Annotated in this window: 13 protein-coding genes; 10 read left to right on the forward strand and 3 right to left on the reverse strand. The window is 62.1% G+C overall.

The genetic code is table 11. The features are described 5' to 3' along the window. The 10 genes from DBR12_RS13515 to nagZ all read left to right on the forward strand — a co-directional run. Positions 1-1175 (forward strand): Do family serine endopeptidase (locus DBR12_RS13515; protein WP_233244473.1); only part of this gene is annotated, 1175 nt, incomplete at its 5' end. A 504-nt stretch (positions 1176-1679) separates the two neighbouring features. Continuing rightward, positions 1680-3488, forward strand: coding sequence for a translation elongation factor 4 (lepA, locus tag DBR12_RS13520; RefSeq protein ID WP_108617736.1), 1809 nt, complete (start codon positions 1680-1682; stop codon positions 3486-3488). Then, entirely contained in the window at positions 3488-4462 is a 975-nt protein-coding gene (lepB, locus tag DBR12_RS13525) for a signal peptidase I (protein ID WP_108617737.1), read from the forward strand. The genes lepA and lepB overlap by 1 nt, the downstream gene beginning before the upstream one ends. 41 nt (positions 4463-4503) lie before the next feature. Beyond that, a complete protein-coding gene (locus DBR12_RS13530) occupies positions 4504-4866 on the forward strand; it encodes a DUF4845 domain-containing protein (protein WP_108617738.1) in 363 nt (120 codons plus the stop codon). Next, entirely contained in the window at positions 4867-5550 is a 684-nt protein-coding gene (gene rnc / locus DBR12_RS13535) for a ribonuclease III (protein ID WP_108617739.1), read from the forward strand. Then, the gene (gene era / locus DBR12_RS13540; protein ID WP_108617740.1) at positions 5547-6551 is read left to right on the forward strand and encodes a GTPase Era; all 1005 of its coding nucleotides are present in this window, start codon (positions 5547-5549) and stop codon (positions 6549-6551) included. The genes rnc and era overlap by 4 nt, the downstream gene beginning before the upstream one ends. An 83-nt stretch (positions 6552-6634) precedes the next feature. After that, a complete protein-coding gene (gene recO / locus DBR12_RS13545; protein ID WP_108617741.1) occupies positions 6635-7402 on the forward strand; it encodes a DNA repair protein RecO in 768 nt (255 codons plus the stop codon). After that, complete coding sequence (locus DBR12_RS13550) at positions 7399-8190, forward strand: pyridoxine 5'-phosphate synthase (RefSeq protein WP_108617742.1); 792 nt, start codon at positions 7399-7401, stop codon at positions 8188-8190. The genes recO and DBR12_RS13550 overlap by 4 nt, the downstream gene beginning before the upstream one ends. Before the next feature lie 61 nt (positions 8191-8251). Then, entirely contained in the window at positions 8252-8644 is a 393-nt protein-coding gene (gene acpS / locus DBR12_RS13555; protein ID WP_108617743.1) for a holo-ACP synthase, read from the forward strand. A gap of 73 nt (positions 8645-8717) precedes the next feature. Beyond that, positions 8718-9809, forward strand: coding sequence for a beta-N-acetylhexosaminidase (gene nagZ, locus DBR12_RS13560; protein ID WP_108617744.1), 1092 nt, complete (start codon positions 8718-8720; stop codon positions 9807-9809). Between the two features lie 51 nt (positions 9810-9860). On the opposite strand, the gene DBR12_RS13565 is transcribed toward nagZ, so the two are convergent. The 3 genes from DBR12_RS13565 to lysS form a co-directional block, all read right to left on the reverse strand. Beyond that, positions 9861-10550 (reverse strand): mechanosensitive ion channel family protein, encoded by a 690-nt coding sequence (locus tag DBR12_RS13565; RefSeq protein WP_108617763.1) that lies wholly within the window; start codon positions 10548-10550, stop codon positions 9861-9863. A gap of 62 nt (positions 10551-10612) precedes the next feature. Further along, positions 10613-11602: a diguanylate cyclase domain-containing protein gene (locus tag DBR12_RS13570; RefSeq protein ID WP_233244485.1), complete on the reverse strand. Its 990-nt coding sequence runs from the start codon at positions 11600-11602 to the stop codon at positions 10613-10615. A 133-nt stretch (positions 11603-11735) separates the two neighbouring features. Then, positions 11736-13280: a lysine--tRNA ligase gene (gene lysS / locus DBR12_RS13575; protein WP_108617746.1), complete on the reverse strand. Its 1545-nt coding sequence runs from the start codon at positions 13278-13280 to the stop codon at positions 11736-11738. Positions 13281-13314 lie beyond the last annotated feature (34 nt).

Here is a 13314-nt window from a genome sequence, read left to right on the forward strand (position 1 = left end):
AGAGGCCGCAGCAGGAAGAGGAGCAGCAGCCACGGGGGGTCGGTTCCGGTTTCATCCTGACCGCAGATGGGTTTGTCATGACCAACGCCCATGTGGTGGACGGTGCCGACGAAGTCATTGTGACGCTTCCGGACAAGCGCGAGTTCAAGGCCAAGATCGTTGGTGCTGACAAGCGCACGGATGTGGCTGTGGTCAAGATCGAGGCGACGGGCCTGCCTGCGGTGAAAGTGGGGGATGTAAGCCGCCTGCGTGTCGGTGAATGGGTGATGGCGATTGGATCTCCTTTTGGGCTGGAGAACACCGTCACGGCGGGCATCGTGAGTGCCAAGCAGCGCGACACGGGTGACTACCTGCCTTTCATCCAGACCGATGTAGCCATCAATCCTGGCAATTCGGGTGGCCCGCTTATCAACATGCGCGGCGAGGTGGTGGGCATCAATAGCCAAATTTATTCACGCTCAGGTGGTTTCATGGGCATCTCGTTTGCCATCCCCATGGATGAGGCCATTCGGGTCAGTGAGCAGTTGCGCGCCTCGGGGCGCGTGACGCGTGGGCGCATTGGTGTGCAGATTGGTACGGTCACCAAAGATGTCGCCGAGTCCATTGGCCTGGGCAAGCCACAAGGTGCGCTGGTCACCGGTGTAGAGGGCGGATCGCCGGCCGACAAGGCCGGAGTGGAAGCCGGTGACATCATCACTCGTTTTGATGGCAAGCCCATTGAGAAGGTGGCGGACCTGCCGCGCCTGGTCGGCAACACCAAGCCCGGGAGCAAGAGCACGGTGACGGTGTTCCGCCGGGGGGTGTCGCGCGATCTTGGCATCACCATTGCAGAAATCGAACCAGACAAGCCTGCCATCAAGGTGGCCGAGCGTGAGGAAAAACCCAGGGCTTCTGCTGCCGCGCAGCAGTTGGGGCTGTCGGTGACAGAGATCACCGACGCGCAGAAGAAAGAGCTCAAGCTCAAGGGCGGCGTAGTGGTGGCCGCCGCCACCGACGCTGCTGCCCGTGCGGGACTGCGCGAAGGGGACATCATTCTGTCGGTGGCCAATACCGAAATTTCGGGCGTGAAGGAGTTCGAGTCTGTGCTCGCCAAAGCCGACAAGAGCAAGTCCATCAACGTGCTGTACCGGCGCGGTGAGTGGGCCCAGTACGCCCTGATCCGGTCCGGGCGCTGACGCGACACTGCGAGAGGGCGGTTCACATGGCTGATTCCCCCTCTTTTTTGACCTGGCCTTTAGGCGATGAATTTCTTTTTTGTTTTTTTGCGTCACGCCGTAGCGGCGTCTAGATGTTAGCTTTTGCTAACTTTGTTAAGGCCTATCAACCAGATTCGATAGAATAGAGGCTTCCGTTAAACGCTTATCTGCATATTGGCTGGCATCGGGTTCACGATGCGGGATAGTTCTGTGCGATGCACAACCGATCCACAGCTCACCCACAAGTTGTCCAGCGTTGTTGTTGTGTCGACTGTGAATAAACTGTGTATAAAATACCTGTTGCAGACCGGCAACTCCCCCTCGGTGCAGTCGGGCGGGCTTTTCCAAGCAGCCTTTTTGCCTACAATGAAGTTCCAACTATCGCAGTTGCCAATGATTGTTGGTTCAGGGCGCGTCGCCACTCGACGCGCCCTTTTTTCTTGTGGGCGCTGTTTTAATTCAATCACTTGACGCTTTCCGTTGATGAATCACATCAGAAATTTTTCCATCATTGCGCACATCGACCATGGCAAGTCGACGCTGGCTGACCGCTTGATCCAGCGGTGCGGCGGACTGGCGGAGCGCGAGATGGAGGCCCAGGTCCTGGACTCGATGGATATCGAAAAAGAGCGTGGGATAACCATCAAGGCGCAGACCGCTGCGCTGCAGTACAAGGCGCGTGATGGTCAGATCTACAACCTCAATTTGATCGACACACCGGGCCATGTGGACTTCTCGTATGAGGTGAGTCGCTCGCTGTCGGCCTGCGAAGGTGCGCTGCTGGTTGTCGATGCGTCGCAGGGCGTAGAAGCGCAGACCGTGGCCAACTGCTATACCGCGCTGGATCTGGGCGTTGAAGTGGTGCCCGTGCTCAACAAGATGGACTTGCCCAACGCCGATCCTGACAACGCGAAGGCCGAGGTTGAGGATGTCATCGGCATCGATGCGACCGATGCAATTCCCTGCTCGGCTAAGACCGGCATGGGTATCGACGAGATCCTCGAAGCCATCGTGGCCAAGGTGCCTGCGCCGCGCGGCAATGCAGATGGCCCGCTGCGAGCGATGATCATCGATAGCTGGTTCGACAGCTATGTGGGTGTGGTGATGCTGGTGCGGGTGGTCGATGGCCGTCTGCTAAAAGGTGAGCGTATCAAGATGATGGCCAGCGGGGCGGTCTACAACGCGGACAACCTTGGGGTGTTCACGCCCGCCAACGAGCCGCGCAACTCACTCGATGCAGGGCAAGTGGGCTACATCATCGCCGGCATCAAGGAGCTGCAGGCTGCCAAGGTGGGCGATACGATCACGCTCGAAAAGAAGTTACCTAACAATGCGGGCCCTGCCGCCGAGGCTCTGCCTGGCTTCAAGGAGATCCAGCCTCAGGTGTTTGCCGGTCTGTACCCGACCGAGGCGAGCGAATACGACTCGCTGCGCGATGCGCTCGAAAAGCTCAAGCTCAATGACGCCTCATTGCACTACGAGCCAGAAGTTAGCCAGGCGCTGGGTTTCGGTTTCCGCTGTGGCTTCCTGGGGCTGTTGCACATGGAAATCGTGCAGGAGCGCCTGGAGCGAGAGTTTGACCAGGACCTCATCACGACTGCGCCCAGTGTGGTCTACCAGGTGGTCAAGGCCGATGGTGAGGTGATCATGGTAGAGAACCCCTCCAAGATGCCGGACCAGGGGAGGCTGGAGGAAATCCGCGAGCCCATCGTCACCGTGCATTTGTACATGCCCCAGGACTACGTGGGCCCGGTGATGACACTGGCCAACCAAAAGCGCGGTGTGCAGATGAACATGGCGTACCACGGTCGCCAGGTGATGCTTACCTACGAAATGCCTCTGGGCGAAATCGTGCTCGACTTCTTCGACAAGCTCAAGTCGGTGTCGCGCGGCTATGCCTCCATGGACTATGAGTTCAAGGAGTACCGCGCCTCCGATGTTGTGAAGGTCGATATTCTTCTGAACGGCGAAAAGGTCGATGCACTGTCCATCATCGTGCACCGCTCGCAATCCCAGTATCGGGGTCGTGCCGTGGTTGCCAAGATGCGCGAGATCATCAGCCGCCAGATGTATGACGTGGCCATTCAGGCAGCGATCGGTGCCAACATCATTGCGCGCGAGACCATCAAGGCCCTGCGAAAGAACGTGCTGGCCAAGTGCTACGGCGGGGATATCTCCCGCAAGCGCAAGTTGCTCGAAAAGCAGAAGGCGGGCAAGAAGCGGATGAAGCAGATCGGTTCCGTCGAGGTGCCCCAGGAGGCGTTTTTGGCCATTTTGCAGGTGGAAGATTGATGCAGTTCATGCAAATTCTCACGTCTTTGGTGCTGGCCGGTTTTGCCGGTTATGTCGGCGCTTGGTACTTTGGCGCTATCGAGGGCAACTTTGCGCTGCTGCTGTTTCTGGCCACGGTGATCACTGGGGCGTATTGGTTGGCGGAGCGGTTCTACTTTTTGCCGGCTCGGCGCCGGGCGGCGCAAGCGATAGAAGATGCTGCCGTGGCGCGCCGCGCCGAGCTGGACCGCATGGGCATCCAGAAGATCGATGTGGATGTGCAGGATGCCAAAGGCCAGATCCTCATGCAGCCTTGGTGGCTGGACTGGACTGCTGGGCTTTTTCCAGTGATTGTCGCGGTGTTTTTCCTGCGCTCTTTTCTGTTTGAACCCTTCAAGATTCCGTCTGGATCCATGATCCCGACGCTGCTGGTGGGCGACCTGATTCTGGTGAACAAGTTCACTTACGGCCTGCGCCTTCCGGTCATCAACACGAAGATCACCGAGGGCAACAAGCCCGTGCGTGGCGATGTGCTGGTGTTCCGGTATCCGCCGCAGCCCAGCATGGACTACATCAAGCGAGTGGTTGGTGTACCTGGAGACGAAGTTGCCTACATCAACAAGCGCCTGACGATCAATGGCAAGGCAGTTGATACGAAAGCGATTCCCGACTTTTTCGAAGAAGACGCGATGCGCTACTTCAAACAGTTCGAGGAAACGCTGGGCGACAAGCCCCACCGTTTGCTGAACAACCCGGATGTGCCCGCTTTTGTGCAAGGCGCCAGCAATTTTGCCTACCGCGAAAACTGCCGCTACAGTGTGGAAGGCGTCGCTTGCAAGGTTCCAGAAGGCCACTATTTCATGATGGGCGACAACCGCGACAACTCGCTGGACTCCCGCTACTGGGGGTTTGTTCCAGAGGGCAACATTGTTGGCAAGGCCTTTTTTGTCTGGATGAATTTCGGTAATCTCAAGCGCATCGGCGCGTTCCACTGAATCGCACAACCGCTGTTCACCATATAGTGAGGGGATAATTTATGGCAATGAATCGCATCGCAAGCCGCTCTCGCCAGCGCGGGTTGTCTTTTTTCGGATTGGTTTTTGTTGGCGTGATTGCGGTGGCGGTGTTTGCCATTGGTGGCCAGTCTGTTCCTATTTTCTTGGAGTACAACGCGGCCAAAAAGGCTATTGAAAAGGCCAAGGTGGAGAGCTCGGTAGCGGGCGTGCGGGCCGCTTTTGACCGGGCGGCAGCAATTGATGACATTTCCTCCATCAAGGGATCGGACCTGGAGGTGACTAAACGCGGCGACAAAGTCGTTGTGTCGTTCAAATACGCCCGTGAGATCCCTTTGGCGGGGCCGGCCTATCTGGTCTACCGCTTTGAAGCGCAGACCAAGTAGGTGCAGGCCGGTCTCGTCGCGCTGCAGGGCCGCCTGCAGCATGTTTTTTCGGATCCCTCGCTGCTCCAGCGTGCCACCACGCACCGCAGTTTTTCTGCGGACCACAACGAGCGGCTCGAATTTCTGGGTGACTCCGTCCTGAATCTGGCGGTTGCCAGCCTGTTGTACCAGCGCTTGTCTGCCCTGCCGGAGGGCGATCTGTCCCGCGTGCGCGCCAACCTGGTCAAACAGGACACCTTGCACCAGCTGGCCCTGCGGCTGAAAGTCTCCGAGGTGCTGCGTCTGGGCGAGGGGGAGGCCAAGTCGGGTGGGCAGCAGCGCCCCTCCATCCTGGCCGATGCCGTGGAAGCCCTGATTGGCGCGGTGTACCTCGATGCGGGGTACGTCCATGCCGAAGCGCTGGTGCATCGCCTGTTTGAAGGGGTGGAGATCAATCCTCAGATGCAGGCGGCTTCCAAGGATGCCAAAACCGCGTTGCAGGAGTGGCTCCAGGGCCGCAAAATGAAGCTGCCGCAGTACCGGGTGGTGGCGACCGTAGGCGTGGCCCACCGCCAGACCTTTGACGTCGAGTGCGATATTCCCGAATTGGGCCTGACCGAACGCGGCATCGGGGGCTCGCGCCGGGCGGGCGAGCAGGCGGCAGCCGCCGCCATGCTGGCCACATTGAAAGCAAAGAAGTTATGAATGATGCTACTAACAACGTAGCTGGTGACGATGGCGCAGAAAGCGTTCCCGTGCCAAACGATCTGGAGGCCATGCTGGCCGCTGCCGCAGTGCCTGCTGCGGTGCCCGGCCAGCGCTGCGGCGTGATTGCCATTGTGGGCAAGCCCAATGTGGGCAAGTCCACGCTGCTCAATGCCCTGGTGGGGCAGAAGATCAGCATCACCTCGCGCAAGGCACAGACCACGCGCCACCGCATCACGGGCATCCGCACACTGGAGCAAACCCAGTTCATCTTTGTGGACACGCCTGGCTTCCAGACGCGCCACGCAACCGCACTCAACAAGTCGCTGAACAAGACCGTGATGGGCGCGATTGGCGATGTGGATCTGATCCTTTTTGTGGTTGAGGCGGGCAATTTCACGCTGGCCGATGCCAAGGTGCTGTCGCTGTTCAAGCCCGGCATCCCCACACTACTGGTGGCCAACAAGCTCGACATGGTGCACCGCCGCGCCGAGATTGCACCCTGGCTCAAGAGCATGCAGGAGCGTCACCCGTTTGCCGAGTTCGTGCCCATGTCGGCCAAGAACAAGGGCGACATTGAGCGCCTCTTTGGCATTTGTGCCAAGTACCTGCCCGAGCAGGGTTGGTGGTACGCCGAGGACGAGCTGACCGACCGCAGCGAGAAGTTCCTGGCGTCGGAGACCGTGCGCGAGAAGCTGTTCCGCTTCACGGGCGATGAGCTGCCCTACACCTCGACCGTGGTCATCGACAAGTTCGACGAAGAAAAAAGCAAGCAGCACAAGCGCCTGGTCAAGATCGCTGCCACCATCGTGGTCGAGCGCGACAACCACAAGATGATGGTCATTGGCGACAAGGGCGAGCGTTTGAAGCGCATCGGCACCGAGGCCCGCCAGGAGTTGGAAAAGCTCATGGATGCCAAGGTGTTCCTCGAACTCTGGGTCAAAGTGCGCTCCGGCTGGGCGGACGACGAAGCGCGCGTGCGCTCTTTTGGCTACGAATGAGCTTTGCCCGGATGATCTTCCGGTCACCCAACGCGGTGGCTGGTTTTTTCTGACCCCTCTCGCACCACTTTCCAACCAGCACCGTGGCTGCCGCCAAGCGCATCGCCGATGAGCCCGCCTTCGTGCTGCACAGCTACGACTGGAGCGAGTCCAGCCTGATCCTGGAAGTCCTCTGCCGCCGCCAGGGGCGTGTGGCGCTGGTGGCCAAGGGGGCCAAGAAACCCACCTCCAACTTCCGCCCCGTGTTGCTGCCGCTGCAGCCGCTGTTGGTGACCTACACACTCACTGGCGATGGCAGCGCAGACATCCACACCCTCAAGGGCGCCGAGTGGGTGGGCGGCCATGTGATGCCCACCGGCGATGCGTTGCTCTCGGGCCTGTACCTCAACGAACTGCTGCTGCGCCTGCTCGCGCGGGCCGATGCACACACCGCGCTGTTCGACGCCTACGCCGGTGTGGTGCGCGTGCTGGCCAGCGAACATGGCGATGCGCTCGAACCCGTGCTGCGCAGCTTTGAACTGCTGCTGCTGCGCGAGATCGGCCTCTTGCCCAGCCTGGATGCGCAGACCATGACGCTGGAGCCGCTCAAGGCCGACACGCGCTACACCCTGGTGGCCGAAGGCGGTTTGCGGGTGGCGTCTGCCACCGACCGCGCGGCGCTGGTGGGACGGCAGTGGGTTGCCTTGCAACGCGCGCTGGACGATGGCTCTGCCAGCTACACCGCCACGCTGCGCGCCTGTGCCCCCATCGCAGCGGAACTCAAGCCCCAGCTGCGCACCGTGCTGCAATACCATTGCGGCAGCCCCATGCTGCGCACCCGCCAGCTCATGATCGATTTGCAGGCCCTATGAACCAGCCATCCCACCCCGCTTCGCACCGGACCACCGCCCTATCGGTCAACGTCAACAAAGTCGCGCTGCTGCGAAACACGCGCCACCTGGGCATTCCCAGCGTGACCCGCGCGGCCGAACTGTGCCTGCAGGCCGGTGCCCAGGGCATCACGGTGCACCCCCGGCCCGATGAGCGCCATATCCGCAGCCACGACGTGTTCGAGCTGGCCACGCTGATGAAGGCCTGGCCGGGCCGCGAATACAACATCGAGGGCAACCCGTCGCAGAACCTGATGGACTTTATTCGCCAGGTGCGGCCCCACCAAGCGACCTTTGTGCCCGACAGCGAAGACCAGTTCACCAGCGACCACGGCTGGAGCTTTCCTCAGGACGCCGAACGCCTGGCACCCCTGATTGCGGAGTGCAAGGCGCTGGGCGTGCGCGTGAGCCTGTTCATGGACCCGGTGCCCGAGCAGATGGCCGCCGCCCGGGCCGTGGGCGCCGACCGGGTGGAGCTGTACACCGAGCCCTACGCCGCCGCCTGGGGCACGCCGCAGCACGCGGTGGAACTCAAGCGCTACGCCGCCGCTGCCCAGGCCGCGCTGGACGCAGGCCTGGGCGTGAACGCAGGCCATGATCTGAACCGTGACAACCTGACTGCCTTTGTGCGCGAGGTGCCCGGCGTGCTGGAGGTGTCGATTGGCCATGCCCTCATTGCCGACGCGCTGGAGCTGGGCTACACCGCCACGGTGTTGGCCTACCTGGCGTGTATCCAGGCGGGGTTTGCACCTCCAGCTAGCGACTCCTGATTTGATAGCTGCAAAGGAATGATGGTCGTGCGTTAGCAGCCATTTTTATTCAAAAATTCTCATGATCTACGGCATTGGCACCGACATCTGCGACGTGCGCCGCATCGCCGCCAGCCTGGAGCGCCATGGCGAACGTTTTGCCCAGAAGGTGCTGGCCGACGGCGAGCTGGCCACCTGGCGCGAGAGGAGTAGCCGCTGGCCCGACCGGGGCCTGCGCTACCTCGCCACGCGGTTCTCTGCCAAGGAGGCGTTCAGCAAAGCCATCGGCCTGGGTATGCGCATGCCCATGACCTGGCGCCACTGCGAGGTGGCCAAGCTCCCCACCGGCCAGCCGGTGATCGTGCTGCACGGCGCACTCAAGGAGTGGTTCGAGGCCCGGGGGCTGAAGGCGCACCTGAGCGTGACCGACGAGACCGACTACGCCGCCAGCTTCTGTGTGGTTGAAAAAACATAGAAAAAAGGCCTTCTCCGCGCTATTGGCATGCCTTGATAGCTATTGTTTTGATAGTAAATTCTGATGGACCCTGATGACTGAACACGCACCCCTGATCCTCGACGTGGCGGGCACCACACTCACCGATGTGGACCGCCGCCGCCTCGCCCACCCGCTGACCGGCGGCGTGATCCTGTTTGCCCGCAACTGGGAAAATCGCGAGCAGCTGCTGCAGCTCACCAGCAGCATCAAGGCTGTGCGTGACGACCTGCTCATCTGCGTGGACCACGAAGGCGGCCGTGTGCAGCGCTTTCGCACCGACGGTTTCACCCACCTGCCACCCATGCGCGCTTTGGGCGAGATGTGGATGGACGATGGCAAGGGCGCCAAGGCGGTGCCCGGCAGCGGCGCGCTGCGCGCCACCAATGCCGCCACGGCAGCGGGCTACGTACTGGGGGCAGAACTGCGCGCCTGTGGTGTGGATTTCAGCTTCACGCCCGTGCTCGACCTGGACTGGGGTGAAAGCGGCGTGATCGGCGACCGCGCCTTCCACCGCGACCCGCGTGTGGTGGCGCTGCTTGCCAAGAGCCTGATGCACGGCCTGCTGCAGGCGGGCATGGCCAACTGCGGCAAGCACTTTCCCGGCCACGGTTTCGTCAAGGCCGATTCGCACACCGAAGTGCCGGTGGACAAGCGCAGCCTCAAGGCCATCCTGGCCGACGACGCCGCGCCGTACCCCTGGCTCAGTAGCACGCTCACCAGCGTGATGCCCGCCCATGTGATCTACCCCAAGGTGGATAGCCGCCCCGCAGGCTTCTCGCAGCGCTGGCTGCAGGACATCCTGCGCCGCCAGATGCGTTTTGACGGCGCCATCTTCAGCGACGACCTGAGCATGGAAGGCGCCCGCCGCCTCGACGGCAAGGTGGTCAGCTACACCGATGCCGGGATTGCCGCATTGCAGGCGGGCTGCGACCTGGTGCTGCTGTGCAACCAGAGCCTGGGCGACGGACAGGCGGTGGATGAACTCATCGATGGCCTGGAAAAGGCCCAGAAGCAGGGCCGCTGGCAGCCCAGCGTGGACAGCGAATCGCGCCGCCTTGCGCTGCTGCCCGAAACCTTGCCCCAGCCCTGGGACGAACTGATGTACCAGCCTGCCTACCTGCAGGCGCTCGACCTGCTGCCCTGAAGGGCTGATTCAGATCCCTGGTGAGGTCGAAGCCGGCTCTCAGGGGTGCACTCAACCGCCCTGCGGCGCTGTCGCGGGGGGCTGGGGTGAGACTGGTTGTACGGCGCCGGGCATTGCAGCCGGGGCTGTTGCAGGCTCTGACGGCGCTGCTGGAGCAGGCGCCTGCGGCGCTGCCGGCGCGGGCACGCCCTGAAAGCGCCGCACCACCCGCTGGAATACCAGTGAGTTCGGGATCTGCAGCCAAGCCACCTGCTCGGCCGTGGCGCTGTGGTCTTCCAGCGTTGTGTAGAGCAGGTTGATGTCCACCACGCGACCCTTGGCGCCGGGTTTTTCGGCGGTGTCCAGCACCTCGATGTAGTCGCCGATCCGGAACGGTCGCACCGTGAAGATCAGCAGTGCGCAGAACAGGTTGGACAGTACGCTCCAGGCGGCAAAAAAAGCCACAGCACCTACCGTGGCAAATCCGGTGAAGGCTGTCCACAGCACGGTGGCAGAGACGCCCATGCGCTCAAGCACCAGCAGCAGTGCGCTTGCCACGATGATCCAGCGGATCAGCCCATTCATGGGCACGACCAACTCGTCAGGCAGCTGGTAGTGGCTACTGGCACGTCGCACGATGCGGCGCAGCACACGCTGCAGCAGCCAGGCGGCGAACAGGATCAGCAGGATCTGCGTGCCGGGGATGATGACCTCCAGCCAGTCCTGCACCCAGTCGGGCAGGCGGGTTTTCAGCAGTTGCATGCGAGATGCCACGGTGCGCGCGCTGCGCTCGGTGGCATCAAACGAGAAGGCGGAAAAGAAACTCAATTGCGCAGTTGCTCCACGGTGTCCATCTGCATTTCAAAACTGAAGAACCGATTGCGCCCCTGGGCCTTGGCGGCGTAGAGGGCCTGGTCGGCGCGCATGATCATGCTCTCGGCGTTGGTGCTGTCATCGGGCACGCAGGTGGTGATGCCGCCAGACAGCGTGAGGATGTTGCCCAAGGGCGAATTGGCATGTGCGATGGCGCGTACCTTGAGAAGTTGCCCCAGTGCCCGCGCGAAGGTCATGGCGCCCGAGCGGGGTGTGCTGGGCAGGATGAGGGCAAACTCCTCGCCGCCATAGCGAGAGGCCACGTCCCGCGGGCGCACACACACTTCACGCAGCAGGCGGCCTACTTCCCTCAGGCAAGCATCGCCCTGCACATGGCCGCTGGCGTCGTTGAAGAGTTTGAAGTGGTCCAGGTCGCACAGCATCAGCGTGAGCGGCGTGCCGTCCCGGCGGGCCGCAAGAATCTCGTTGTGGAGGATGCGGTCAAACCCTCGGCGGTTGACCAGGCCTGTGAGGGCGTCGATCTCCACCATCTCATTGAGCCGCTGGTTGGCTGCATGCAACTCGCCCGACATCGTCACCAGCCGGCGGCGCATGTCCAGCAGGCGCCGCATGGCGCGCAGCTTGGCCATGAGCACGATGGGCTTGACGGGTTTGACGAGGTAGTCGTCTCCACCCACCTCAATGCCGCGCCACACGTCCAGTTCGTTATCCAGGCCGGACAGGAAGATGATGGGGGTCCAGTCGCCCGCCTCGCTCTCGCGCATCTGCTGCGCCACCCAGTAGCCGTCCTGGCCAGGCAGCTTGATGTCGAGCAGAACGAGGTCCGGGCGGTGGGTCTTGAAGAGGTGCAGGGCCGCCTGGCCCTCGGGCGCTTCGAAAATGTTGGACACGCCTGCACGCCGCAGCTCGGCGACCAGTGCTGCACGCACCGAGCCCTGGTCTTCTACCACCAGCACCGAGAACGCGTTGCCCGAGGGCATGGGCTCGACGGCGGTTTGGGGGGCGGGGTAGGGGGCGTTGCTGGAGCTGAAAGGCACAGGGGTCTCCTTGGTCGCCGTCTAAAGGCGCATTCTCTGGCGCCCGGAGTACATTGCCCCGGGGCCTCACTCAGGCTCAGGACTCCCGGCGCAGCGCTGGGAACAGGATCACGTCGCGGATGCTGGGGCTGTCAGTCAGCAGCATCATGAGGCGGTCAATACCGATGCCGCACCCCCCTGTGGGGGGCATGCCGTATTCCAGCGCGCGCACAAAATCGTGGTCGTAGAACATGGCTTCGTCGTCACCGCCGTCTTTGGCAGCCACCTGGGCGTGAAAGCGTGCGGCCTGGTCTTCGGCGTCGTTCAGTTCGCTGAAGCCATTGCCGAACTCGCGGCCGGTGATGTACAGCTCGAAGCGCTCGGTCACCTCGGGGCGGGTGTCGTTGGCGCGGGCCAGGGGCGAGATCTCGGTGGGGTGCTCCATGATGAAGGTGGGCATCCAGAGCTTGTCCTCCACAGTTTCTTCAAAGTACAGCACCTGCAGGCTTGCGAGGGAGCGGGCAGAGAGCTTGTCCTTCTCCTCCGTCATGCCCAGCTTTTTCAGCGCGCTGATGAGCCATGCAGCATCGTCCACATGGGCGCCCGCTTCGGTGTACTGGAAGATCGCTTCGCGAATGGTCAGGCGCGCAAACGGCTGACTCAGGTCCACCTCGCGCCCACCGTAGCTCAGCTGAAGCGAGCCTGTGGCCCTCAAAGCCACCTCGCGGATCAGCGTCTCGGTGAAGTCCATCAGGTCCAGGTAGTTCCAGTACGCCGCGTAGAACTCCATCATGGTGAACTCGGGGTTGTGGCGCACCGAGATGCCTTCGTTGCGGTAGCTGCGGTTGATCTCGAACACCCGCTCGAAACCGCCCACGATCAGGCGCTTCAAGTACAGCTCTGGCGCAATGCGCAGGAACATTTCTTGTTCCAGCGCGTTGTGGTGCGTCACGAACGGCTTGGCATTGGCGCCGCCCGGGATCGGGTGCAGCATGGGCGTTTCGACCTCCAGGAAGCCGTGGCTCACCATGAACTCGCGCAGGCCGCTCACAGCCTTGCTTCGGGCCATGAAGCGCTTGCGGGCCTGCTCGTCGGTGATCAGGTCGACATAGCGCTGGCGGTATTTTTGCTCCTGATCGGCCATGCCGTGGAACTTGTCGGGCAGGGGGCGCAGGCTCTTGGTCAGCAGACGCAGGCTGGTCACCTTGACCGACAGTTCGCCGGTCTTGGTCTTCATCAGCGTGCCTTCGGCGCCCACGATGTCACCCAGGTCCCAGTGCTTGAAAGCGGCGTACAGGTCTTCGCCCACGGCGTCGCGGGTGACGTAGAGCTGGATACGACCGCCGACCTCGCCCAGCGAGCCGTCCTGCACCGTGGCAAAGCTGGCCTTGCCCATCACGCGCTTGAGCATCATGCGGCCGGCTACGCTGACGGTGACGGGTGTGGCCTCCAGCGTTTCGGTTGCGGTTTCGCCGTGATCCTGGTGCAACTGTGCCGCCTTGTGGGCGGGCTTGAAATTGTTGGGGAAGGCCACGCCCCCGCCGTTGGCTTGCACTTCACGCAAGGCGCGGAGCTTTTCGCGGCGCTCGGCGATGAGCTGGTTGTCGTCCTGGGGGGGGAGGGTTGTATTGTTGTCAGACATGGGAGGCCGCCTGTAATGGGGCGATGGTTTGAAC

Origin of the sequence: Acidovorax sp. HMWF029 (assembly GCF_003060895.1) — a bacterium.
Lineage (GTDB): Bacteria > Pseudomonadota > Gammaproteobacteria > Burkholderiales > Burkholderiaceae_C > Acidovorax.